26 protein-coding genes, 2 tRNA genes and 1 pseudogene are annotated in these 23825 nt (G+C 66.5%); 18 read left to right on the forward strand and 11 right to left on the reverse strand.

The genetic code is table 11. The annotated features are described in order from the left end of the window. A pseudogene (locus tag Q0044_RS08015) lies at nt 1-430 on the reverse strand (hypothetical protein); the annotation flags it as partial. Nucleotides 431-569: 139 nt separating this feature from the next. Next, entirely contained in the window at nt 570-971 is a 402-nt protein-coding gene (locus tag Q0044_RS08020; protein ID WP_298161688.1) for an NUDIX hydrolase, read from the reverse strand. Between the two features lie 94 nt (nt 972-1065). Between Q0044_RS08020 and Q0044_RS08025 the strand changes: the two genes are divergently transcribed. From Q0044_RS08025 to Q0044_RS08040, 4 genes are all read left to right on the forward strand, one after another. Then, complete coding sequence (locus tag Q0044_RS08025; RefSeq protein WP_298161365.1) at nt 1066-2472, forward strand: FAD-binding oxidoreductase; 1407 nt, start codon at nt 1066-1068, stop codon at nt 2470-2472. Nucleotides 2473-2516: 44 nt separating this feature from the next. Further along, complete coding sequence (gene yaaA / locus Q0044_RS08030) at nt 2517-3290, forward strand: peroxide stress protein YaaA (RefSeq protein WP_298161366.1); 774 nt, start codon at nt 2517-2519, stop codon at nt 3288-3290. Nucleotides 3291-3398: 108 nt separating this feature from the next. Next, nucleotides 3399-4247 (forward strand): 3-hydroxybutyrate dehydrogenase, encoded by an 849-nt coding sequence (locus tag Q0044_RS08035; protein ID WP_298161367.1) that lies wholly within the window; start codon nt 3399-3401, stop codon nt 4245-4247. 18 nt (nt 4248-4265) lie between these two features. Continuing rightward, complete coding sequence (locus Q0044_RS08040; protein ID WP_298161368.1) at nt 4266-5345, forward strand: patatin-like phospholipase family protein; 1080 nt, start codon at nt 4266-4268, stop codon at nt 5343-5345. A gap of 10 nt (nt 5346-5355) precedes the next feature. Here the strand turns inward: Q0044_RS08040 and Q0044_RS08045 are convergent, their stop codons facing one another. The 4 genes from Q0044_RS08045 to Q0044_RS08060 are packed head-to-tail and all read right to left on the reverse strand — an operon-like array spanning nt 5356 to nt 7715. Then, complete coding sequence (locus Q0044_RS08045) at nt 5356-5685, reverse strand: hypothetical protein (RefSeq protein WP_298161369.1); 330 nt, start codon at nt 5683-5685, stop codon at nt 5356-5358. Beyond that, on the reverse strand, nt 5685-6599 hold the full coding sequence (locus tag Q0044_RS08050; RefSeq protein WP_298161690.1) for an L-threonylcarbamoyladenylate synthase: 915 nt from the start codon (nt 6597-6599) through the stop codon (nt 5685-5687). Before Q0044_RS08050 ends, Q0044_RS08045 begins: the two co-directional genes overlap by 1 nt. Continuing rightward, a complete protein-coding gene (locus Q0044_RS08055; RefSeq protein ID WP_298161371.1) occupies nt 6596-7162 on the reverse strand; it encodes a YceI family protein in 567 nt (188 codons plus the stop codon). Before Q0044_RS08055 ends, Q0044_RS08050 begins: the two co-directional genes overlap by 4 nt. A 1-nt stretch (nt 7163) precedes the next feature. Further along, on the reverse strand, nt 7164-7715 hold the full coding sequence (locus Q0044_RS08060) for a cytochrome b (RefSeq protein WP_298161372.1): 552 nt from the start codon (nt 7713-7715) through the stop codon (nt 7164-7166). A 142-nt stretch (nt 7716-7857) separates the two neighbouring features. Here Q0044_RS08060 and Q0044_RS08065 point away from each other — a divergent pair, with 142 nt between their 5' ends. Beyond that, nucleotides 7858-9642 (forward strand): acyl-CoA dehydrogenase, encoded by a 1785-nt coding sequence (locus Q0044_RS08065; protein ID WP_298161692.1) that lies wholly within the window; start codon nt 7858-7860, stop codon nt 9640-9642. Between the two features lie 12 nt (nt 9643-9654). Here the strand turns inward: Q0044_RS08065 and Q0044_RS08070 are convergent, their stop codons facing one another. Further along, a complete protein-coding gene (locus tag Q0044_RS08070) occupies nt 9655-10455 on the reverse strand; it encodes a trypsin-like serine peptidase (RefSeq protein ID WP_298161373.1) in 801 nt (266 codons plus the stop codon). 88 nt (nt 10456-10543) lie between these two features. Between Q0044_RS08070 and Q0044_RS08075 the strand changes: the two genes are divergently transcribed. From Q0044_RS08075 to Q0044_RS08090, 4 genes are all read left to right on the forward strand, one after another. Then, on the forward strand, nt 10544-12766 hold the full coding sequence (locus Q0044_RS08075; RefSeq protein ID WP_298161375.1) for a S9 family peptidase: 2223 nt from the start codon (nt 10544-10546) through the stop codon (nt 12764-12766). Next, nucleotides 12763-13311, forward strand: a complete 549-nt coding sequence (locus tag Q0044_RS08080; RefSeq protein ID WP_298161376.1) for a GNAT family N-acetyltransferase — start codon at nt 12763-12765, stop codon at nt 13309-13311. The genes Q0044_RS08075 and Q0044_RS08080 overlap by 4 nt, the downstream gene beginning before the upstream one ends. A 347-nt stretch (nt 13312-13658) precedes the next feature. Then, a complete protein-coding gene (locus Q0044_RS08085; protein ID WP_298161377.1) occupies nt 13659-14729 on the forward strand; it encodes an AraC family transcriptional regulator in 1071 nt (356 codons plus the stop codon). A gap of 83 nt (nt 14730-14812) precedes the next feature. Then, nucleotides 14813-16027 carry an alpha/beta fold hydrolase gene (locus Q0044_RS08090; protein ID WP_298161378.1) on the forward strand — a complete coding sequence of 405 codons (1215 nt, stop codon included), beginning with the start codon at nt 14813-14815 and terminating at the stop codon, nt 16025-16027. Nucleotides 16028-16152: 125 nt separating this feature from the next. Here Q0044_RS08090 and Q0044_RS08095 read toward each other — a convergent pair. Next, nucleotides 16153-16226: transfer RNA gene (locus tag Q0044_RS08095), tRNA-Gln, on the reverse strand. 155 nt (nt 16227-16381) lie between these two features. Between Q0044_RS08095 and Q0044_RS08100 the strand changes: the two genes are divergently transcribed. Beyond that, nucleotides 16382-16458: transfer RNA gene (locus tag Q0044_RS08100), tRNA-Pro, on the forward strand. Nucleotides 16459-16496: 38 nt separating this feature from the next. Here Q0044_RS08100 and Q0044_RS08105 read toward each other — a convergent pair. Beyond that, nucleotides 16497-16619, reverse strand: coding sequence for a hypothetical protein (locus Q0044_RS08105; protein ID WP_298161380.1), 123 nt, complete (start codon nt 16617-16619; stop codon nt 16497-16499). 48 nt (nt 16620-16667) lie between these two features. Beyond that, entirely contained in the window at nt 16668-17681 is a 1014-nt protein-coding gene (gene ilvC / locus Q0044_RS08110; RefSeq protein WP_298161381.1) for a ketol-acid reductoisomerase, read from the reverse strand. Here ilvC and Q0044_RS08115 point away from each other — a divergent pair. The 6 genes from Q0044_RS08115 (at nt 17680) to Q0044_RS08140 (ending at nt 21272) form a co-directional block, all read left to right on the forward strand. Then, the gene (locus Q0044_RS08115) at nt 17680-18222 is read left to right on the forward strand and encodes a DUF924 family protein (RefSeq protein ID WP_298161383.1); all 543 of its coding nucleotides are present in this window, start codon (nt 17680-17682) and stop codon (nt 18220-18222) included. The two genes, ilvC and Q0044_RS08115, sit on opposite strands and share 2 nt — an antisense overlap. 234 nt (nt 18223-18456) lie before the next feature. Next, nucleotides 18457-19314 carry a thymidylate synthase gene (locus Q0044_RS08120; protein ID WP_298161694.1) on the forward strand — a complete coding sequence of 286 codons (858 nt, stop codon included), beginning with the start codon at nt 18457-18459 and terminating at the stop codon, nt 19312-19314. After that, nucleotides 19311-19625, forward strand: coding sequence for a nucleoside triphosphate pyrophosphohydrolase family protein (locus tag Q0044_RS08125; protein WP_298161384.1), 315 nt, complete (start codon nt 19311-19313; stop codon nt 19623-19625). The genes Q0044_RS08120 and Q0044_RS08125 overlap by 4 nt, the downstream gene beginning before the upstream one ends. A gap of 75 nt (nt 19626-19700) precedes the next feature. Beyond that, nucleotides 19701-20369: an aquaporin gene (locus Q0044_RS08130; protein ID WP_298161386.1), complete on the forward strand. Its 669-nt coding sequence runs from the start codon at nt 19701-19703 to the stop codon at nt 20367-20369. A gap of 37 nt (nt 20370-20406) precedes the next feature. Further along, on the forward strand, nt 20407-20934 hold the full coding sequence (locus Q0044_RS08135) for a dihydrofolate reductase (RefSeq protein ID WP_298161388.1): 528 nt from the start codon (nt 20407-20409) through the stop codon (nt 20932-20934). A gap of 17 nt (nt 20935-20951) precedes the next feature. After that, nucleotides 20952-21272 carry a YbjQ family protein gene (locus tag Q0044_RS08140; RefSeq protein WP_298161390.1) on the forward strand — a complete coding sequence of 107 codons (321 nt, stop codon included), beginning with the start codon at nt 20952-20954 and terminating at the stop codon, nt 21270-21272. A 71-nt stretch (nt 21273-21343) separates the two neighbouring features. Here the strand turns inward: Q0044_RS08140 and Q0044_RS08145 are convergent, their stop codons facing one another. Beyond that, entirely contained in the window at nt 21344-22078 is a 735-nt protein-coding gene (locus Q0044_RS08145; protein ID WP_298161391.1) for a sterol desaturase family protein, read from the reverse strand. A gap of 278 nt (nt 22079-22356) precedes the next feature. Here Q0044_RS08145 and Q0044_RS08150 point away from each other — a divergent pair, with 278 nt between their 5' ends. Both Q0044_RS08150 and Q0044_RS08155 read left to right on the forward strand, forming a co-directional pair. Next, nucleotides 22357-22977 (forward strand): EF-hand domain-containing protein, encoded by a 621-nt coding sequence (locus Q0044_RS08150; protein ID WP_298161392.1) that lies wholly within the window; start codon nt 22357-22359, stop codon nt 22975-22977. A gap of 90 nt (nt 22978-23067) precedes the next feature. Next, nucleotides 23068-23760: a hypothetical protein gene (locus Q0044_RS08155; RefSeq protein ID WP_298161393.1), complete on the forward strand. Its 693-nt coding sequence runs from the start codon at nt 23068-23070 to the stop codon at nt 23758-23760. The last annotated feature ends 65 nt before the right edge of the window (nt 23761-23825 follow it).

Consider the following 23825-nt stretch of genomic DNA (forward strand, 5'->3'; position numbering starts at 1 on the left):
CGTCTTCTTCGTCTTCTTCGTCTTCTTCGTCTTCTTCGTCTTCTTCGTCTTCTTCGTCTTCTTCGTCTTCTTCGTCTTCTTCGTCTTCTTCTTCGTCCTCATTGTCGTCTTCGACGTCGAGGTCGTTCAGTTCGCAGAGGTCAACATTGAACACCTCTTCGGTGTCGCCGTCATCATACGTGGCTTGCAGGTCGTATTCGCAGTCTTCCAGGTCGTCTTCGACCGAGATGTTTGCCGTTTCGCCCGGGCCGATCTCTTCGCCGTCCAGGATGTCTTCATCCCAGTTCTCGTTCGAGGATTCACCGACCTTCAGCGAGACCATGGTCGCGTCGCTGTTGTTGGTCAGCGAGAACGCCACGTCCTGAGCGACAGCGCCGGTCGCGAACAGAATGGCGACGGCCGAAGCCGCCATGAACAATTTGGTCTTCATCTTTGCAGTCCCCCCAGGGCCGGCGGAATGCCGGCCGAAGTTAAAAGAGAGCGACCTAGGACGGAATCGTCCGGAGCCGTCGCCCGGATATGTCGGCTTTGCAGCCATCCGAGGTAAGTGACGGGACCTGACATCGCCGTCAAGCTTGCCGCGCCGCTACAGCCCGGGCGATCACGCGACGCGTTTCCGCCCAGCCCACAGCGGCCAGCGCAGCCTCGATGGACAGGAAGACGGCCTCGGCCGCATCGTCCCCCGCGACAGGTTCGCCGCCCGTCCATTCGGCGGCATAGTCGATCAGCACATAATGGCGTCCGGCCTCGGGAAAGATGCCGTCGACGACGTCGATCAGGCCGAGAATTCGCGCGTGGACGCCCGTCTCCTCGCGCAGTTCCCGAAGCGCGGCATCGACCGCCCGCTCGCCGGGCTCGATCCGGCCGCCCGGCAGGCTCCATTCGCCCAGGCGGGGCGGGGTGCCCCGACGAATCAGCAGGACCTCGTCGCCTCGCAGGCAGACGATCCCGACGGCGGGCACGGGGATCATGGAGGAATCGGTCACCGGGCAATCCTAGACCCAGTTTTGCCGGATCCCCCGCTTTATGACTGGCAAGGACGGCGAGGCTTTGAGACAAGACGCCATGGCCTCCCCCTGCCCCGCCGCCCTAGATGAGTTGAAAGCCGCGCTCGGCCCTTCCGGCTGGACCGAAGACCCGGCTGAAATCGCCCCCTGGATCACCGAGTGGCGCAACAAGTGGAAGGGGAACACGCCCCTGATGCTGAAACCGGTGTCGACAGCCGAGGTCGCTCGCGTGGTGGACATCTGCGCCCGCCACGGCGTCGCCATCACGCCCCAGGGCGGCGGCACCGGGCTGGTGGGCGGTCAGGTGCCCTTCGGCGAGGTTCTCCTGACGACGCGCCGCCTGCGGGCGGTGCGCGACGTGACCCCGCTGGACGACGCCATGACGGTCGAGGCCGGCATCACCCTGCTCGAGGCCCAGCAGCTGGCGGCGAAAGCCGACCGCTTCTTTCCGCTGAGCCTCGCAGCCGAGGGTACGGCGACGATCGGAGGGGTCATCTCGACCAACGCCGGCGGCACGGCCGTCCTTCGCTACGGCATGATGCGCGATCTGGTGCTGGGCATCGAGGCGGTGATGCCCGACGGCCAAGTCTTCAACGGCCTGAAGCGGCTCCGCAAGGACAATACCGGCTACGACCTGAAACAGCTGCTGATCGGCGCCGAGGGCACGCTCGGCATCGTCACGGCCGCCACCCTCAAGCTGTTCCCGGTGATGCGCAGCCGCGCCACCGCCGTCGTGGGTCTGGCCAGCGCTCATTCCGCCATCCAGCTCCTCGCCCGCGCTAAGGCCGAGACCGGCGGCGGGGTCGAGGCCTTCGAGCTGATGAAACGAATCGGCGTCGAGTTCGCCCTGAAACATATTCCCGGCGTCCGGGAGCCGCTGGACAGCGTCCAGCCCTGGTATGTCCTTATCGAATTGACCTCGGGCGAGCCCGGGGCGGCCGAGGCCGGGATGGAGCGGATTCTGACCGCGGCCTTCGAGGAAGACCTCATCACCGACGCCGCCATCGCCCAGAACGAGACCCAGGTCCGCGACTTCTGGAAACTGCGCGAGGAGCAGTCGGCCTCACAGCGGCCCGAAGGCGGCGGTTGGAAGCACGACGTCTCTGTCCCCGTCAGCCGGATCGCCGACTTCCTGGAGGAAGCCACGGCGGCCGTTGAGGCCTTCGAGCCGGGCGCCCGCGTCTCCGCCTTCGGCCACGTCGGCGACGGCAACATGCACTATGACATCCTGTGCCCGCCCGGCGGCGATCTGGCCGCCTTCCTCGATCGTTGGGAGGCCGGCTCGCGGGTCGTCCATGACGTCGTCGCCCGCTATGAGGGTTCGATCTCGGCCGAGCATGGCCTCGGCCGCCTCAAGACGGACGAGGCCCGCCGCTACAAGACGCCGCTGGAGATTTCGACCATGCAGGCGATCCGGAAAGCCATCGATCCCCAGAGGATCATGAACCCGGCGGTGTTGTTCTAGTCCGCGCCCTTCAAACCGTCGTCGAACCCGCCTAAACGCGCGGCATGTTGATCGTACTCTCGCCCGCAAAGCGGCTGGACTTCACCGAGCCGTCGCCGGAGATCCCGGCATCGCATCGACGCTTCGTCGACGACACCGCGTCCCTGTCGAAGACGGCCCGCAACCAGACCCAGGCCGACCTGCGCCGGCTGATGGGTATTTCGGCCGACCTCGCCAAACTGAACCAGGCGCGCTTCAAGGCCTTCGAGCCCGAGTCACTGGACGCGGGCATCCAGGCCGCCTTCGCCTTCGACGGCGACGTCTATCAGGGCCTGGAGGCGCGGACACTGGACGCGAAGGGCCTCGCCTTCGCCCAGGATCACCTGCGGATCCTGTCGGGTCTCTACGGTCTGCTGCGGCCCCTGGACCGGATCCAGCCCTACCGGCTGGAGATGGGCACCCGATTGAAGACCCGGCGCGGATCCAGTCTCTACGACTTCTGGGGCGACCGGATCTCGAAACAGCTGAATGCCGACGCGGAGGGGCACACCGACCCCGTGCTCGTGAACCTCGCCAGCCAGGAGTATTTCGGCGCCGTCGACGCCCGGGCGCTGAAGCTGCCGGTCGTCACGCCGCATTTCCGCGAGGAGAAGGACGGCGAGAGCCGGATCATCTCCTTCTTCGCCAAGAAGGCGCGCGGCACGATGGCCCGGTTCGCCATCGACGAACGGATTGAAACCGCCGGCGACCTGAAGGCGTTCGATCGCGACGGCTACCGCTTCCAGAAATCAGCCTCGACCGAGACCGACTGGATATTCACCAGGCAAGGAAATTCCTGAGACCGGGTCGCCTTCGCAGTCGCGAAAGGCTAGGGTTCCGGCAAACCAGAGACCCCGGACGCGCCTGATCGGCGCGGACAGGGGCAAGAAGCGAGAGTGAACGACCCCATGTTTCAGTGGCCCGGCAAGAAGGACGGCTCGGAGACCGAGCGCCCCGTCTATCGCGATCCCAACGATCTCAAGGGCCAGGTGGCCGTCATTTCAGGCTCGACGTCCGGGATCGGCCTCGCCCTGGCCCGGGCGGTCGCCTCGCGCGGCGGCGACGTCGTTCTGAACGGTCTGGGCGATCCGTCCGAGATCGAGCGCACCCGCTCGGAGATGGAGGCCAGCTGCGGCGTCCGCGTCCGCTATCACGCCGCCAACATGCTGAAGGGCGACGAGGTCGCCGACATGGTCGCCTTCGCGAGGCACCAGCTCGGCCGGGTCGACATCCTGGTCAACAACGCCGGCATCCAGCATGTCGAGGCGGTCGAGAAATTCCCCTCCGACAAGTGGGAACAGATCATCGCCATCAACCTGTCGTCGACCTTCTACGCCACCCGCGCCGCCATCCCGATCATGAAGGCCCAGGGCCGCGGCCGGATCGTCAACATCGCCTCGGCCCACGGTCTGGTCGCCAGCCCGTTCAAGTCGGCCTATGTCGCCGCCAAGCACGGCGTCCTCGGTTTCACCAAGACCGTGGCTCTGGAAGTCGCCCAGGACAACATCACCTGCAACGCCATCTGCCCCGGCTTCGTCGAGACGCCGATCGTCGAGAAGCAGATCGCCGATCAGGCCCGCACGCGCGGCATCTCGAAGGATCAGGTACTGAAGGACGTGATCCTGGCGGCCCAGCCGACCAAACGGTTCGTCACGACCGACGAACTGGCCGGTCTCTTCCTCTATCTGGTGTCGGACCTCGGGGCCTCGGCCAACGGGGCCAGCTTCTCGATCGACGGCGGCTGGACCGCCCAATAGGACGAATGCCGGGGGACGATGGCGCTTTTCAAACGCAGGTCGACCCCGGTGCCCGCCGCGCCTGAACCGCCCGCGAGCGGTCGTCGCCCCATCTGTCTGGCGCTCCAGGGCGGGGGGGCGCACGGCGCCTTCCAGTGGGGCGTGCTCGACCGGCTCCTTGAGGCCGATGTCGTCGATATCCGGGCGGTCACGGCCTCTTCAGCCGGAGCCATGAACGGCGCGGCCCTCGTGTCCGGCCTGGCCACGGGCGGCCCCGACGGTGCCCGCCAGTCGCTCGACAAGCTGTGGCGAGAGACCAACCAGTCGGGCGGCAAGAACGTCTTCGGCGACACCTCCATCTGGTCCAACGCCCTGCAGCCGAACTGGCTGAAGGATTCGCCCCTGTGGCGCGCGTCAGAGACCCTGGCGATGTCGATGTCGCCCTATGAATTCAATCCGTTCAATCACAATCCGCTCAAGCGGGTCCTCCAGGCGACGATCGATTTCGAGGCCGTCCGCACGTCGGACGTGAAGTTCTTCGTGGCCGCCACGGCGGTCCGCCATGCGAAGTCCCGCGTCTTCACCTCCCCCGAGATCACAGATCAGGTCCTGCTCGCCTCCGCCTGTCTGCCGCATCTGTTCCAGGCGGTGGAGATCGACGGCGAGCCCTACTGGGACGGCGGCTACCTCGCCAATCCGCCCCTGTGGCCGTTGTTCTACCAGGACACGCCGGACGATGTCCTCCTGATCACGCTCAACGCCTTCGAGCGCGCGGACACGCCCAAGGCGGCCGGCGACATCATGGACCGGCTCAACGAGGTCGTCTTCAACGCCCCCCTCGTCGCCGAACTCCGCGCGGTCGCCTTCGTCCAGGAACTGATCGAGGACGGCCGCCTCACGCCCTCCGCGCGCGCCCAGTATCGCCACATCCTGATGCACGCCATCGAGGCCGATGGCTGGCTGGGCGACCTGTCTCTGGGCTCCAAATTCAACACCGAATGGACCTTCCTCAACGACCTGAAGGCCCGGGGGCGTGCGGCGGCGGATGAGTGGCTGTCCAGCTGCGCCGGCGAGGTCGGGGTCCGGTCGAGTGTCGATCTGCAGGCGCGGTTCGGATGAGGTAGACCGACTATTCGAGTGGATTTCCCGTCTGCATCGGCCGGCCCTGATTGTCATACATTGGCGGGACCGCCGCGATCAAAAGTCCGATCACGGTCGGAGCCGGTGCGATGCTTGCAACCAGAACCAAGGCTGTGGCGAGCCAACGACGCGCTTGAACCATCCGATAGGCGAAGAAGACACCCGAAAGAGAGCCAAGACCGAGCGCCAGCAATAGGAAGCCGAACCAAAAGCTCTCTCGATAGGGACTGAGCACGAAGCTCCACCAAAGGCAGAACGCCGCCGAGGCAAGTGCCAGCGCGCCGCCAGTCACAAAGGCTGCTCTACCGAACCAGCCCATCACCCCACGAACCCCGCCGCCCGCCTGAGCCTGTCGTTGATCGCCTCGCCCAGACCCTTCAATGGCACGAGGGCGACCGCGATACCGACGGGATGCTCGCGATCCGCCTCTCTCAGCAGTCGGAATAGATTGGCGGCGGCTTCCCGCAGATCGCCGGAGACGCTGAGGCTCCATCGCTCCGCCCCCGCGCCGGGGCCGAACCCCAGATAGATTTCGCCCTCCCTCCCGCCGTCCGCCTCCAGCCGCACCGGCGACACAGGCGCATAGTGCCTCGTCAGCCGCCCCGGCGACCGATGCCCCTCGCCGGACGCGTCCAGCGGCCCGACCAGGGCCTCGATCTCCTCCCGCGTCACCGACCCCGGCCGCAGCAGGGAGACCCGACCGTCGAGCACGGACACGACGGTGCTCTCGACCCCGACCGCGCACGGCCCGCCGTCCAGGGCCGCGCTCGCGAAGCCGCCGGTCTCTTCCATGGCGTCGGCGAAGGTCGTGGGGCTGGGCCGCCCCGAGCGATTGGCCGAGGGTGCCACCACGGGACCGCCGAACGCGTCCAGCACCGCTCGCGCCTTGGCGTGTCCGGGCACCCGCACGGCGATACTGTCCAGGCCCGCGCGCGCCAGATCGCTGACCGCGCCGGTGTCCCGACAGGGCGCCACGATGGTCAGTGGCCCGGGCCAGAAGGCCGCCGCCAGACGCCGCGCCGCATCGTCGAAGACGGCGATCCGCTCGGCCGCGACGGCATCCGCGACGTGGGAGATCAGGGGATTGAAGCGCGGCCGTCCCTTGGCCTCGAAGATCTTCGCGACCGCCCCGGCGTTCCCGGCGTCCGCCGCCAGACCATAGACGGTCTCGGTCGGCAGGATCAGCAGCTCACCGGCCCGCAGCGCCGCGACGGCGTCCTCGACGCCGGTCAGCCGACCGTTCGCGTCGCCAGGGACACGTCCACCCTCACCTGCCGTCCGATCAGTCCGTTCCACGGTCCACGCGTTCCAATGCCGAAGGCCGCCCGATCCAGCGAGAAGCCGCCGGTCATCTGCGCCGTACGCCCGGCGCTGCGCAAGGTGGCGGGGAAGATCACGGGCCGGGTGACGCCCTTCATCGTGATGTCGGCATGGGCGGTGAACCGGTCGCCGCCTGCCGGTTCCAGCCGGGTCAGACGGAAGGCGATGCGGGGATAGCGGCTGGTGTCGAGAAACCCTGAGCCGGCCGCCGTGGAGGTCAGGCCGGCGTCGTCCATTCGCAGCGACGCCGCCTCGACGTCGATGGCCACATGGGCCGTCTCGGGTGCGTCTGGATCGAAACGGATATCGCCCGTCCAGCGCAGGAACCGACCGGTTCGCGCGCCGACCGGGGTTCCGACCCGCATGGTGATCAGGGACTCCGCCGGCACGACGGCCCAGTGTTCAACCTCCGCCCGGCTCGCGCCGGTCGCCAGACAGACGACGCCGATCAGCAGTCCGAGCAGGACCAGACGCATCTCAGGGGCGCCGGGGAATCATCGGGATCATGCGGTGCAGGACATTGTCTCGATCGACGAACTGATGCTTCAGCGCCGCCAGCACGTGCAGGGCCAGCAGGACGTAGAGCAGTTTCACCCCTGCCTCATGAAGACCCATCAGGGTTTTCGCCAGATCGCGGCTCTGTTCGATGGGGAGGAGCGGCCAGTTGAACAGGCCGAACCAGTCGATGTCCCGTCCGCCCGCGCTCGAGGCCGCCCAGCCGAACACCGGAATCCCGATCAGCAGAACATAGAACAGCACGTGGGTCGCCCTGGCCGCGACCTTCTGCCAGTCCGGCGTCCCGGCGGGCATCGGCAGAGCGGGGTTCGCGATCCGCCAGCCGATTCGCGCCAGGGTCAGGACCAGGACGCCAAGGCCCAGCGCCTTGTGAATCTGAACGAACTCCCGCGAGATCGGCCCGTCGGTCGCCTCATGCGCCGTGATCAGCAGCACCTGGGCCAGGACAAGCATCGCCAGGCCCCAGTGGAAGGCCAGCGACACGATCGAATATCGGTTTCTAGGCTCGGCCATGAAGATTCCCACATCGCGGACTCGCGACAGAATGGCGCCGCGAACGATGCAGGCCAAGCCATCCCTTGCCTGACGCGGCGGCATGGTCGCAAGAAGGAGCCACGCGCCTGTGATGCGCGAGACGATCGAAGAGGCCTCCGCCATGACCTATCGCGCCCCCGTTCGGGATATCGCCTTCAGCCTGACCGCCGTCGCCGGCATCGATCAGGTCGCCGCCACCGGGGCCTTCCCTGACTATGACGTCGACGTCCTGGGCGCCGTGCTGGAAGCGGCGGGCCAGTTCTCCGAAGGCGTGCTGGCTCCGCTGAACCGCCCGGGCGATCTGGCCGGGGCGAAATATGCCAACGGCTCCGTCACCGCCGCCCCCGGCTTCGCGGAGGCCTACCGCCAGTTCGCCGAGGGCGGCTGGACCGGGCTTACCGCTCCGGCCGAGGCCGGCGGCCAGGCCTTGCCCAAGGCGCTCGAGCTGGCGGCCTATGAGACGATCCAGTCCGCCAACATGGCCTTCGCCCTGTGCCCCATGCTGTCGCTGGCCGCGATCGAGGCGCTGGAACAGGTCGGCACGGAACATCAGAAGACGACCTACCTGCCGAAGCTCGTCTCGGGCGAATGGACAGGGGCCATGGTCCTGACAGAGCCGGGGGCCGGCTCGGACCTCGGCGCCCTGACTTCGACCGCGACGCCGAACGGCGACGGGACCTATGCGCTGAACGGCCAGAAGATCTACATCACGTGGGGCGACCACGACGCGACGGACAACATCGTCCACCTGGTTCTCGCCCGCCTGCCCGACGCCCCTCCGGGACCCAAGGGCATCAGCCTGTTCCTGGCTACCAAGTTCGTGGTCAAGGACGACGGTTCGTTGGGCGCCCGCAACGACTTCCGCCCCGTGGGGATCGAGCACAAGCTGGGTATCCACGCCTCGCCCACCTGCGTGATGAGCTATGAAGGCGCCCGGGCGGAGCTGGTCGGTCAGCCGAACCAGGGTCTGGCCCATATGTTCGTCATGATGAACAACGCCCGCCTCGCGGTCGGCGTCCAGGGCGTCGGCGTGGCCGAGGGCGCCTATCAGCATGCCCTCGCCTATGCGCTCGACCGCCGTCAGGGCCGCTCGATCTGGACCGGAGAGGCCAACGCCCCGATCATCGACCATCCCGATATCCGGCGCACCCTCGCGGTCATGAAGGCGAAGATCGAGGCCGCCCGCGCCATCTGTTTCGCCACCGGCGTGGCCGCTGACCTCGCCCGGCACGCCGCGACCGAGGATGAACGCCGCAAGTGGAAGGGTCGTGAGGACCTGTTCGTCCCGATCGCCAAGGCCTGGAGCACCGATGTCGGCTGCGACCTGGCTTCAGACGGGATCCAGATCCACGGCGGCATGGGCTTCATCGAGGAGACCGGCGCGGCCCAGTACTATCGCGACGCCCGCATCACCCCGATCTACGAGGGCACCAACGGCATCCAGGCCATGGATCTGGTCGGCCGCAAGCTGTCGCAGGACGGCGGCGCCTCGGCCAAGGCCGTCATCGCCGAGATGAAGGCGACCCTCAAAGATCTCGGTGCGGTCTATACGGGCAAGCCCGTCGAACGCTTCGCCGCTGCGGTCGGCGCCGTTGAAGACGCCACCCTTTGGCTGCTCGACGCCAAGGCTGACGCGACGCGCGGGGCCGACGTGCTGGCCGCCGCAGACGCTTATCTCAAGCTCATGGGCGACGTGATCGGCGGCTGGATGTTGGCCAGGGGGGCTCTGGCCGCCAAAGCCCGCCTCGACGCCAGCGACGGGGATCCGGTCTGGCTGCAGGGCAAGCTCGACCTCTACGAGGTCTACGCCGCCAACATTCTCGGCCACGCTTCCAGCCGCCTTGCGGCCGTCGGCCAGGGCGGCGACCTGCTGTCGCGGATGACCCGGGAAGCGCTGGGGGCTTAGTCTTCCCTAACCCTATGGGCGAGGGTTATCGAGAAGCTGGATCGCTTCCCGAACGAAGACGGCGTGGGTGACCACGCCGATTTCCAGCTGTTCGTCGTTGACCCGCACTTCCTGGCTCAGCAGGCCCGCGATGAAGGCCGTCTCCGGTTCGGTCGTGCCGGGCCGCTTGCGCGCACTCGCTGTCCAGAACACCGGCCCGCCCGAGTTCCCCGGGAAGACCGTGAAATCGAGCAGGAATGTCGGGAAGGCCGTCACCGGGGACAAGGGGTAGGATGCGATCCGCCCGACCCTCAGGATCGGAAACCCGGCCCGGTTCGCCGAAAGGCCGCGTGGAAAGCCCAGCGACAGGAGCTCGTCCCCCGGCCCGACCTGCCAGGCCTCGAACGCGTTCTCGTCCGCCAGCCAGCCGAGAGGGATGGCCGCCCGGGCGAAGGCCTCGGGCGCCTGCACCTCCATCACCGCGACATCGCGATCCGGATGCTGGGTCCACAGGGGTTCACCGTCGCCGTCGCGGATGGTCAGGGGTTCGGGATCGAATCGCCAGGTCCCGTCACCAAGGGCCGTGCGCCAGCCGATCCTCGCGTCGGGATCCGGCATCCGCTCCAGCACGTGGGCCGCCGTCACCAGAACAGTCCGGGGCGTCCCGTCCGGCCTGGGGGCCTGAATCAGGAAACCCGTACCGACCGTCCGGGTGTTCGGTCCCGATGGCTGGTCCAGCTGCACCGTCGCCTCGATCAGACCGACCGTCAGATCCCAGGCCGGGGCAACGACCGGCGGCGGCGCGGCGTCCTGGGAGGGCGGGACCTCGATCATGGGCGGACCTTTGTGGACGATCGCGCCATTTGACGGGGCCTGTGCCGGTCGCACAAGCTGCGTTGGTGACTTACAGGGAAGCGAGACGATGAACCGCCGCCAATTCGTCGCCACGACCGCCGCCTCGGCCCTCGCAGCCGCGGCCTCGCCCGCCCTCGCCCGCCCTGTTACGGATACCCAGATGTCGCCCACGCCTCCCGTCGCAAAGAAAATCCCGGTCGTCATCGAGCAGCTCGGGCGGACCCGGACCGACGACTATCAGTGGATGAAGGACGACAACTGGCAGGCCGTCCTGCGCGACCCGACCCTGATCAAGGCCGACGTCAAGGAACATCTGGAGGCCGAGAACGTCTATCGGGAGGCCATGCTGGCCTCGACCCTGCCGCTGCAGACCCGGATGTTCGAGGAGATGAAGGGCCGCATCAAGGAGGACGACAGCTCCGTCCCCTCGCCCGACGGACCCTGGGAGTATTTCACCGAGTTCCGCTCGGGCGAGCAGCATCCCCGCTACATGCGCGTCGAGCGCCAGGGGAGCTGGATCGAGGACGGCCGTCAGGTCACGAAGAATTTCATCGTCGCTCCGACGCCCGAATTGCTGCTGGACTGCAACCTGCTCGCCGAGGGCAAGGCCTATTCGGAGGTCTCGGCGGTCGAGCACAGCCCCGACCACACCCTGTTCGCCTGGGCCGAGGACGCCCAAGGGTCCGAGGTGCATCAGATCTACACCCGCGATCTCGTGACCGGCGAGATCCTGCCCGACCCGATCCAGTCGGCGACCGGCAACTTCACCTTCTCGGCCTGCTCCTGCTGGATCTTATGGACCAACCGCGACGACAACGGCCGGCCCGACAAAATCTTCCGCCGCCCCGCGCGCGGCGGCGAAACGACCCTGGTCTATGAGGAGGCCGACGACGGCATGTTCATGGGCGTCGAGCGCACCTCCGACGACGCCTTCATCGTCATCTCGATCCAGAACCAGGAGACCTCCGAGGCTCGCTACATCCCCGGCATGCGACCGACGAACCTTCCCCAGGTCATGGCCGCGCGCGAGGTCGGCGTCCGCTACGATGTCGATCACTGGCTGGATCGATGGGTCATCCGCACCAACGCCGACGACGCCATCGACTTCAAGATCGTCCAGACCCCGACAGAGTCGCCCGGCCGCGCCGGCTGGGAGGATCTGGTCCCCCACACGCCGGGACGTTTCATCGAGGGCGTCGCCCTGGTGAAGAGCTTCCTCGCCCGTCAGGAACGGGCCGACGCCAATACGAGGATCGTCATCCGTAGCCGCGCGGGCGACGAGCATGAGATCGCCGTCGACGAACCCGCCTATGCCCTGTCGCTGGCCGGGGCGTCGGAGTTCGAAACGACGACGATGCGTTACGGCTACAACTCGCCATCCACGCCCACCTCGACCTATGACTACGACCTCCTCACGCAGGAGCGGATCCTGCGCAAGGTGCAGGAGGTCCCGTCCGGCCACGACCCGGCCGACTATGTGGTCGAGCGGCTGAACGCCCCGGCGTCCGACGGCCAGCTCGTCCCGGTCACCGTCCTGCGCCGTCGCACCACCCCCGTCGACGGGTCTGCGCCCCTGCTGCTCTACGGCTACGGCTCCTATGGGATCCCGATGTCGGCCAGCTTCTCGACCGGCCGTTTGTCGCTGGTCGATCGCGGCTGGATCTACGCCATCGCCCACATCCGCGGCGGCTCCGACAAGGGCTGGGGCTGGTTCCTCGACGGGCGCAAGTTCAAGAAAAAGAACACCTTCACCGACTTCACCGCGGCCGCCGATCACCTGATCGCGCGCGACTACGCCCGGGCCGGGAACATCGTGGCCCAGGGCGGCTCCGCCGGCGGCCTGCTGATGGGCGCGGTCGCCAACATGCGGCCCGAGCTTTGGGCCGGCGTGATCGGCCAGGTGCCGTTCGTCGACGTGATCAACACCATGTCGGATGTCTCCCTGCCGCTGACCCCGCCCGAATGGCCCGAGTGGGGCAATCCGATCGAGGACGTCGAGGCCTACGACTACATCGCCAGCTACAGCCCCTATGACAACGTCGAGGCCAGGGCCTATCCGGCCATCCTGGCCACCGGCGGTCTTTCCGACCCGCGCGTGACCTACTGGGAGCCGGAGAAGTGGGTGGCGAAGCTCCGTCCCGCGACCACCTCGGGCAAGCCGGTGCTGCTGAAGATCAACATGGAGGCAGGCCACGGCGGCGCCTCCGGACGGTTCGATTATCTGAAGGAGGTCGCCCACGACTACGCCTTCGCGGTCTGGGCGATCGAGCGGGGCTGGGAAGCCGCGTGATCCGCGAAGCCGCCCTCGCCGACCTGCCCGCCATCACGGCCCTCTATGGCCGGGAGGTCCAGAACGGCACCGCGACCTTCGAGCTCGACCCGCCGTCTCTGGGCGAAATGACCGGGCGCTTCGAGACGGTGCGCGCCAGGGGCCTGCCGTGGCTTGTCGCGGAGGTCGACGGCGCCTTCGCCGGCTATGCCTACGCCTCGCCGTTCCGCCCGCGTCCGGCCTACCGCTATGGCGTCGAGGGTTCGATCTATGTCGAGGAGGCTGCGCGCGGTCGCGGGGTCGGCCGCGCCCTTCTGTCGGACCTGATCGACCGAATCCGCGACCTCGGCCTGCGGCACATCATCGGCGCGATCAGCGACAGCGACACGAGCCGGGCCTCAATCGCCTTGCATGAACGCCTCGGGTTCAGCCGCGCCGGGACCTACCATCAGGTCGGGTGGAAATTCGATCGCTGGATCGACGTCCACCTGATGCAGCTCGACCTCGACCCGACCGGCGCCCCGCCGACCGCCCCGGGGATCGACCTGACGGGCGGTCTGGCCTGAGCCGACGGGGCCGTAGCTCCCGGCATTTCAGGGGCGTGGCGACCAATGGCACATGGTTTACGCTGCTCGGCCCGGCGCGCCAGGCGTCGCGCGGCTCCCCGCAGCCCCGGATGTGAGGGCCGAGACAGATCCGCCTCCCCGCCACCGGATCGCGGGCGTGTCGGACAGGCACCAGTGACGGATATCTCAGCCCGATGGACTTCGAAAGGCAGGCGGTTGTAGCTTGCTCTGGGGTCCACATGACCGCGGGCGGGCCATTTTGAGCCAACCTTTGCCGCCTGTTCACGGTGGGCCGCGACAGGCAAGGCCAGCATCGCCCGATCCTCGACCCACAGAAAGGCGCAGGCATGACATCTACCCTGACTGCAGGGCTTTCTGGAGGGTTCATTGCGCTGGCGACGCTGCTTGGCCTGCTGGCCTGGCGCGATGTCCGCAAGGATCTGGCCGGACGCCTGATGGCGGGGCTCTGTCTTTCGCTGGCAGCCCTGGAGCTGACAACGGGCCCTGTGGGCGATGCCTTGCCGGCCCTGGTGCGGACGCCGTTGCGCCTGATGGGCGGCTTCAATGTCGCACTGCTGTGGTTGTTCTTCCTTGCGATTCTGCGCGACGGCTTCAGTGTTCGCCGCCTCGAGCAGGCCGGTTTCGTTCTCTTCAGCATCGGTCCCCTGGCCAGGACGTTCGATTGGGACTCAACGGGGGGTGCTGGCATCCTTGAGACCCTGATCAGCGTGGCTCCGTTCCTCGCGATCGCCCATGTCATGTGGGTGGCCGCATCGGAGCGGGGCGGCGACCTTGTGCAGGGGCGCCAATCGGCGCGCATCTGGGTGGTAGTCATTCTGTCGGCCGCTGCCCTGGCTTCGGTGGCGTCTGAAAGCCTTGCCGATCCCGATACTGCGGCGCTGGTGCGGCTGGTCCTGGCCAGCCTGCCAGGCTTGGCCGTCGTGAGCGTCTGGTTGACGGCCATCGAGCCGGGACGACTGCGCTTCGATACAGTGAGCGCAGCGAATCTCCCGGCAACGCCTCACGGCGTCGATCCGCGCGATCAGGCCCTGCTGGCCGGGTTGGTCAGCGCCATGGAGGCAGGCCTCTATCGGCAGCCCGGCCTGACGCTGGAACGGTTGGCCGAGGTGCTGAAGACACCAACCCACCGCCTGCGGGCCGTCATCAACCAGGGTCTCGGACACCGCAACTTTGCGGCCTATCTGAACGGCCACCGCCTGGCCCATGCCAGGACCGCACTCGCAGACCCGGCGCGCGGGCGCGAGACGGTTTTGGCCATCGCCTATGAATCCGGCTTTGCCGCCCTCCAGACCTTCAACCGAGTCTTCAAGGAGGTCGAAGGCGACACCCCGACCGGTTACCGCGAAAAGCGCCTGCGCGAGGCTGCTCAGAACCAGATTTCTCCGCCCGATTCATGAAGTGAGAGGGAGTTTTTGCCTCTGAGGAGACGGTGACGTCCATCCCGACGCATCCATCCGGCCATCCACAACAGGAGGCCACCATGCGTTCTCAAGTTCTTTCCGTCGCTGTCATCGCCGCCGGTCTCATAACCGCCTGCGCATCTTCCCCGTCGACTGCGGCACCCGAAACCCGGATCGCTGCGGCTGCAAGCCAATCCGGCCAGTTGGTTCGTTTCGAACCGATCGATCAGCTTGATCTGGCGACGCTGCAACAGACGGCGTCCGAACTGCCGGGCGCGATCGCGGTCAACAACGGCGTGCGGCTCTATCGTCTTGTCTATCGCTCATCCGTGCGCGGGCAGGCCATCGACGCCTCGGCGCTGGTGGCCGTTCCGGACACGCAAGGCCCGCCGCGTGGCGTGGTTCTTTATCTGCGCGGCTCCGACATTCCCCGCAACGCCGCCCCGAGCACACCCAACGGGATCTGGACCAATGAGGCGGCCGTCTTTGGCGGCAATGGCTTCGTGACCATCGTGCCGGACTATATCGGCTTTGGGGCCTCGCCCTCTCCCCAGGCGTTTCTGCTGACCGATGAGAACGTCGCCGACTTCCGCGCCGCCCTGACGGCCGCGCAAGAAGAGCTGGCGCTGGGCACACACACGCCGCTGTTCATCACGGGCTTCTCCCAGGGCGGCCAGCTCAGTGCAGCGCTCCATCGCGATCTCGACGCAAGGCCGCTGCATGGATACGACCTGCGCGAAACGGTGGCCGTGGCTGGCCCGCACGAACTCGTGAGGACTTTCGCGGCGCGGATCGAAGAGCCGCTGGCGAGTAACCCGATAGCCATGGGCTACGTAGCCTGGGCCGCCTACACCTTCGCCTGGCGTGAAGGCCGCCGGCTGGAAGAGGTCTTTGCTCCGGCCTATGTGGCGCAGGCTCCGCGCTGGTTCGGCGGCTCTATGTCGATGATTGAGCTCCTGGGTGAGGCCCCTGGCAGTATCACAGAGGTTCTGCGCCCCGAGTTTCTCGCCTCGGTTCGAACGGACAGGGATTTCTGGTTCAATCGGATGGTGCGGGAGAACGAAACCTATGACTGGGCCCCGCGGGCACCGCTTCACGTCATCCTGGGGACGGCCGACGACCATGTCGACCCTGCGGCAACGCGCATTCTCTATGAGCGGGCCAGGGCGCGCGGTGGAAATGTGTCGATCCAGGAGTTTCCTGGCTTCAACCACATGCAAACCGGTGGGGCTGCCTATGCGCCGACACTCGCGCGGTTTGAGGCCCTGGCAGCGGTGCCGCAGACCCGGCGCTGAATCCCCGCCGAAGAATCGCGTAGCCGAATCCTGAGCCTGGCGTCGTCGATCGCGGTCGATGGCGTCAGGCCAATCCCTCGCGCGGCTCACGCCGTGCGTCGGCACCGTTCTGGATCAGGGGGAAGTGGCTGGGGAACTAGGACTCGAACCTAGAATGACGGTACCAAAAACCGGAGTGTTACCATTACACCATTCCCCAGCAGGACCGGTGCCCGACGGGCCTGGGCCCGAGGGAGGCGGTCGAATACGCCAAGGTCGCGAGGGATGCAACACCCGGTTTCCGGACTATTTTGCAAAGCCTCAGAAGGGCGCTTGCAGCCTCGGAGGGCCGTCGCTATAAGCCCGCCTCCAAGTCGGAGTGTGGCTCAGTCTGGTAGAGCACTGCGTTCGGGACGCAGGGGTCGGAGGTTCGAATCCTCTCACTCCGACCATTTGGATTTATCGGCGGACCCGACCGCCTCTCCGCTTCTCAGTCCGGTTCGCCGTCCACATTGACGTCGCGGAATCGTGTCGGCCCTTCCAGAGGCTGGAACGCCAGGCCCGCGAGACCGCACAACGCCGCCATCACCACGACCCCGACCAGAATTTCCACAGCGTCACCTCTGAGAGGAGGAACGCCGGTCAAGTGCGGCGGTTGCGGTCAGCCCGCCTTCGCCGCCACGTCCGCCAGCCGCGCGCCGACGGCCTCGATCGTCCGCTCTCCCAGCGCCTTGCGGCGCGCCAGAAGTTCGGGCGAGCCGGCGTCGTAGTCCGCCATCAGCCGCTTCACGAACGACCCGTCGCGGACATCGGCCAGGACGCCATCCATGGCGTTTCGCGATGCCTCCCCGATCACGCGCGGACCGGTCAGATAGGCGCCGTACTCGGCCGTGTTCGAGATCTTGGCGAAGGCCCCGGCGATGCCGCGCTCGTACATCAGGTCGGTGACCAGCTTGACCTCGTAGAAGCATTCGAACCAGGCTACTTCCGGCGGGTAGCCGGCCTTGACCAGCTTCATGAAGGCCGCGTCGATCAGTTCGCCGACGCCGCCGCACAGAACCACCTGCTCGCCGAACAGGTCGCTCTCGCATTCGGCCGCGAAGGTCGTCTCCAGGATGCCCTTGCGGCCGCATCCCAGAGCCGCCGCATAGGACAGGCCCAGGGCATGAGCGCCGCCGGTGAAGTCCTGGTACACGCCGAAGAGACAGAAGACCCCCTCCCCGGCCTCGTAGAGGTCGCGGATGCGCGGGCCGATGCCCTTGGGCGAATCCAGGATGACGTCGAGGTCGGCGCGCGGCGTGACCAGGCCGAACCGCACCGACAGGCCGTGGGCGAAGATCAGGGCCGCGCCGGTGCGGATGTTGGGCTCGATCTCGTCGCGATACAGGTCGCGGTGGGCCTCGTCCGAGACCATGACGGCGACGACGTCGGCGCCGGTCGTCGCCTCGCCCGCCGTCGTGACGCGGAACCCGTCGGCCTCCGCCTTCGCACGCGTCGCCGAACCGGCCTTCAGCCCGATGACGATGTCCGTGACGCCCGAGTCGCGCAGGTTCAGGGCATGTGTCCGACCCTGGCTGCCGTAGCCGATGATCGCCACCCGCCTGCCCCGTATGATGGACAGATCACAGTCGCGGTCATGGAAGACGGGCAGCGGATTGGGTAAGGTCTGGCTCATGACCGCCCTCATAACGCCTTCCTCCGTCGTCGCCTTCTGGAAAGAGGCGGGTCCGAAAAAGTGGTACGCCAAGGACGAGGCGTTCGACCGCGCGTTCCGGGACGCCGGGCGCACCCTGCACGAGGCGGCGGCGCGGCGCGAGCTGGACGACTGGATGGCCACGCCGGAGGGGGCCCTGGCCCTGATGATCCTGCTCGATCAGTATCCCCGGAACAGCTTCCGGGGCACGGCGCATCAGTTCGCCACGGACAGCCTGGGCCTGATGTTCGCAAGACGGGCCTGGGATCTGGCCTATCCCCGGACGTTCGAGCCGGACCTGCGCCAGTTCTTCGTCACCCCGTTCGAGCATTCCGAGGCCCTGGCCGATCAGGACGAGGCCGTGCGCCTGTCCGCCGACATGCCCGAGGTGCTGAAATTCGCCCATATCCACCGCGACATCATCGTCCGCTTCGGCCGCTTCCCGCACCGTAACCGGGCGCTGGGGCGTGAGACGACCGCCGAGGAACAGGCCTTCCTGGATCAGGGCGGGTTCAGCGGCTGAAGCGCCGGACTGGACTCGGATACACCGAGTCCAACGAGTCCATTTCCTGAGACGTGCTGTCAGATATCCGGTTCATGACTTTGAACCTAAGACGCTTTGCCTCGGTTCTTTCGCGGCTCATGCCACGAACGGGGCATATCCGTTCGCCAGACCCGGCTGCTGGCCTTGCCACTTTCCTGTGAGCAACCGAATCGGGCCGATGTGGTGCAACCGAATCACCGGCACACTGTACGGATGAACGCCGTCGCCCAGCTCACAGACCTTCAGGACCGTATCGGGGCCGCGCCTGCGGACCATCCCGAGTTCCAGTACCTGAACCTGCTGCGCGACATCCTCGACAACGGCGTGCGTCGCGACGACCGCACCGGCACCGGCACCCTGGGCGTCTTCGGCCGCCAGATGCGGTTCGACCTGTCGAAGGGCTTCCCCCTTCTGACCACCAAGAAGCTGCACCTGCGCTCGATCATCGTGGAACTGCTGTGGTTCCTGCGCGGCGAGACCAACACCCGCTGGCTGAAGGAAAACGGCTGTTCGATCTGGGACGAGTGGGCCGACGAGAACGGCGAACTGGGTCCGGTTTATGGGAAACAATGGCGCTCCTGGGCCGCCCCGAACGGCGAGTCGATCGACCAGATCGCCCGGTTGATCGAGGGACTGAAGACCAACCCGAACAGCCGCCGCCACATCGTCTCGGCCTGGAACCCGGCCGATATCGAGGACATGGCCCTGCCGCCCTGCCACTGCCTGTTCCAGTTCTTCGTCGCCGATGGAAAACTGAGCTGCCAGCTGTACCAGCGCTCGGCCGACGTCTTCCTCGGCGTGCCATTCAACATCGCCTCCTATGCGCTGCTGACGATGATGGTCGCCCAGGTGGTGGGCCTGGAGCCCGGCGAATTCGTCCACACCTTCGGCGACGCCCACCTGTATTTGAACCACATCGAACAGGCGGAGCTGCAACTGACCCGCCAGCCGTTCGCCCCGCCGACCATGAGCATCGCGCCGAAGCGGGATCTGTTCGCCTTCGAGCCGTCGGACTTCGTCCTGTCGGGCTATGAGGCGCACCCGCACATCAAGGCGGCCGTGGCCGTATGATCCTTTCCGAACTGTCGGAGAAGGTCGCCCGAATCTCCGACATCTACGCCGCCGAACACGGGATTGACCGCTCCGGCGACTGGGCCATCCTCAAGCTGCAGGAGGAGCTCGGCGAACTGACCGCGGAACATCTGCGTCTCAGCGGACGAGCGCGCGGCGAGCCGAGCGAACAGGCTCTGGCCGATGAGGCCGCCGATGTCCTCGGCATGCTCCTGATCTATTGCGACCGGGCCGGGATCGACATCGAACAGGCGATGCAGCGCAAATGGCTGCACTGGCTCGAGCCGAAAACCGACGGTCAGCCCGCCTAGCGTCACCATAAGACTCGGCGCAGCCTTCCGACCCGATCCGCGCATCGGCGGACGGGGCAAACGGGAGGGTTCGCCATGGTGAAGCGTTTTTCGGCCGAGTTGATCGGCACGATGGTGCTGGTTCTGTTCGGTTGTGGGGCGGCGGTTCTGGGGCCGGCGCCGTTTGATCAGCTGGCGGTGTCGCTGGCCTTCGGCTTCGCCATCGTGGCCATGGCCTATGGCATCGGGCCGGTCTCGGGCTGTCACGTCAATCCAGCTGTGAGTCTCGCCGCCTTCGTGGCCGGGCGGATGTCGGCGAAGGACATGCTGGTCTACTGGGTCGCCCAGTTCATCGGTGCCCTCATCGGCGCGGTCCTGCTGTCGCTGATCGCCCAGACCGGCGTCGCCAACCTGGGCCAGAACGGCTGGGGGCCCGGCTATCTCGGTGAGTACGGCATACAGGCGGCCCTTATCTTCGAGGTCGTGATGACGGCCGTCTTCGTCGTCGTCATCCTGGGCGTCACCGGCGACAAGGGGCATGGGCCGTTCGCGGGCGTGGCCATCGGCATCACCCTGGCCGTCATCCACATCGTCGGCATCCAGGTGACCGGCGTCTCGGTCAATCCGGCGCGCAGCTTTGGCCCCGCCGTGCTCGCGGGCGGACCGGCGCTGAGCCAGCTGTGGCTGTTCATCGTCGCCCCGGCCGTGGGCGCGGTGCTGGGCGCCCTGCTGTTCCGCCTGAAAGTGCTGGACCCGGACGCCTGATCGGGTGAAGGGCGGCTACGTCCCGACGGAGCCGCCCATGCCCATTCCCCATATCGCCATCGTGGTGGCCCGCGCCCGGAACGGCGTGATCGGCCGGGACGGCGACATGCCGTGGAAGCTGCGCAGCGACCTGCAGCGGTTCAAGGCCATCACCACGGGCAAGCCCTGTATCATGGGCCGGGCGACCTGGGAGAGCCTGCCGCTGCGCCCCCTGCCCGGCCGGCTGAACCTGATCCTGTCGCGGGACCTGTCCTATGAGGAATCCGGTAAGGCGAAGGGCGCCGTGGTCGTCTCCAGCTTCGCTGACGCGCTCGATATCGCCCGCGAGACGGCCGGGGACGACGCCATCGACGAGGTCTGCGTCATCGGCGGCGCCGCCCTGTTCGAGGCCGCCCTGCCCCAGGCGAAACGTCTCTACATCACCGAGATCGACGCCGAGCCGGAGGGTGATGTCTTCTTCCCCGCCTTTGACGAATCCCTCTTCCGCGAAGTCGCCAACGAACGGCATGATGCGGGCGAGAAGGACGATCACGCCTTCGCTTTCCGGATCCTCGAGCGCATCTGACACAGGAGCAGGCCGCCATGATGACCTCCACCACCAACGAGATTTTCGGCCACAGGGTCGTGCGCCACATCGGCGTCGTGCGCGGCATCACCGTGCGATCGCGCAACCTCGTCTCTGACGCCATCGGCGGGGTCCAGTCGATGCTGGGCGGTCGGGTCGGCGCCTATGTGAAACTGGCCGAGGTCGGACGTCAGGAAGCCTTCGATCACCTGGTCGAGCACGCCCGCGCCGCCGGCGGCAACGCCATCCTGGCCCTGCGTTACGAGTCCAACGAGATCATGCCGGGCGTGACCGAGGTCCTGGCCTACGGGACGGCGGTGGTGGTGGAACCGCAGTGAGGCAGTAGGCAGTAGGCAGGAGGCAGTCGGTTGCCCGTCTGACCTTTCTTCTACTGCCTAATTCCTGGTGACTACTGCCTGTTCTCAGGCATCGCATCGGTCCCGCACCACCGGTCCCAGACCCGGAAATACAGCCCGAAATTCGTCTTCATATGGGTGTGATGGCGGCTGTGGTGGGTCGCGGTGATCAGCTGCGACCCGATCCGTCCCCTCACCCAGCGGTCGGGCCATAGTTCGCGGCCGCAGTGGTTCATCACCGCCGTCGCCGTCATCAGCGTCAGCATGACCGCCAGCATCCAGATGTTCAACGGGATCACGAAGGCCAGGGCCGGCAGCAGCCAGGCCGTCAGCGCGGCCTCCGCCGGATCGAAGGCGAAGCTGGCGAAGGGGCTGGGGTCGCGCGCCCGGTGGTGCGCCGCATGGGCCCAGGCGAACACCCGCCGGTCATGCAGCAGCCGGTGGGTCCAGTAGTAGTGGCTGTCCTGCACGATCAGCAGCAGCAGGAAACTGACCGGCAGCCACCACAGGGGATACGCCGCCGGATCGAGATACAGACGGGTTCCGCCCGCCTTCCACGCCTCAAGAGCAACCGCCGCCGGGAGGGCGTAGATGGGGGTCGACAGCAGCGAGTATTTGATCTCGTGCCACATCAGCCGCCGCGACGGCCGCTCGCGGTTCAGGCGACGGCCGACACCGTTGGCCCTGCCCCAGGTCAACCACCAGACCCCGCCCGCGACGAGCAGGTAGCGCGCGCCGATGATCAGACTCAGCCAGACGGTGGTGATCAGGACGGACGTCAAGGTCATGCTTCATTTCTAGAGGCTGGAGGGGCACGGGGCGAGGGCCGACAGCGCTGCGCCTGTTCGCCAATTCTGAGAGATGATCGGGTCCCGGAGATCAGCGACGTCTGACTATATCTGACACTGTCGCGCGTACGTTGTTGAATACCCGGATTGTTTTATCGCAACGTCGCGGTCTGGGCGTTGCGACGAAGTTCGTCTTGCAGTAGCTCGCATTCACAAGTCCACGATCGACTGAGCATAGTGTTTCAGATTGGTGACTGGCGGGGCTGAGAGGTAGAGACGTGCGACAGAAGATTTCCCTTTCCCTGATCAGTGGGGCCGCGCTGCTGTGCGCGCTTTCCACACCGGTCATGGCCGCAGCAGCCGGACCCGAGGCACGTTTCATCGCGCCGGGCCAGGCTCAGGACGAGGACTACGAGGACGAGCAGAGCGAGGAAGGTGCCGATCAGCAGGCCGAGGAGTCCGGCGAAGACCAGGGTGACCTCCCGGAAGACTGGATTGCCGAAGGCACCACCTTCGAGGAGCCGAACGCGGACTGGGCTGAGGTCGAACCGGAAGGCGGGATCGGCGGGCTTGATTTCGATGGCGACGGCAGCGTCGAGACCGAGGAGGCCCACACATCCCGTGCCGTCATCTTCCTCAACCTGGATTTCGACGCCGACGGGATCATCCTTGTCGAGGAAGCCGAAGATCTGGCCGAGGTCTATGCCTCGGTGATCGAAGGGTATCCGCTGGCCGACCCTGAAGATCTTGACGGCAGCAGCGCCTGGCTCGAGCGCGCCGACTCAGACGGTGACGGGGCCGTCACGTTCGACGAGTTCATCAACGCACCGATGCAGACCTTCGAGGAACTCGATGTCGACGACGACGGCGACATCGGGGCCGAAGAAGAACCCTCCTAAATCAAACCCTTTTCTCAGATCAGGTTTTCGGCAGTCCGGCCGCCCTGGATTAACCGGAACCGAACCTGATCGAAGCCGCAGGATTCACAAATGTCCACACTTCAAAGACTACTGGGCCGCGTTCTGATCTCGGCATCGGTGGCAAGCAGCGTCATTGCGACCAGCACCCTGGCCGAACCCCCGCAGAGTCGGTCTTCGAACGGGCCAAGGTTGGTGGCCATGCAGAATTTCACGCTCAAATGCCGGGGGAGCTACAATCAGAACAACGGCGTCTCGTTCAGCTATGATGGCATCAGACCGGCCGGCAACCAGGCGACCGCGACCTGGAATTCGAACGGCACCACCGCCACCATCGACGTGAGGTTGATGAGGCGGGGCGGCAACGACATGACGTTTCGGGTCAGTGGTCCGGCCCCCGGAAACTATGGCGCGGAAACCATCGTCCTGGTCGACGACCGTCAGTTCCGCTCCCAGGAAGCCTTCAATGTCAGCAGGCAGGACGGAACGTTCGCAAGCGCGAGGTTCAACTATGTCAACGGCCAACCGACCCTCGGATCGTTCCGGATGGAGGAGAGGCGTAATGGCAGCAGCATGCGCGTCGTTGTTCTGAATACATGCTGGGGCAACATGGGCCATGATCCGGATCCCTCCTGGAGAGGGTTCTCCTGGAATCCCAACATCACCGTGCACCCTTCGCTTCTCAGGCCCCCATCACCATACGCGGTCAGCCGACAGGATGTCATTGGAGAGAACGGCAACTCACAACCACAGCGGCCGCGGTAACAGGACGTGCCAGACAGGCCGGCAGAACACCGCGCCGATACCTTGAAGACCGCAGGTTATCTGGC

It is taken from the genome of Brevundimonas sp., assembly GCF_027484365.1.
Taxonomy (GTDB): Bacteria; Pseudomonadota; Alphaproteobacteria; order Caulobacterales; family Caulobacteraceae; genus Brevundimonas.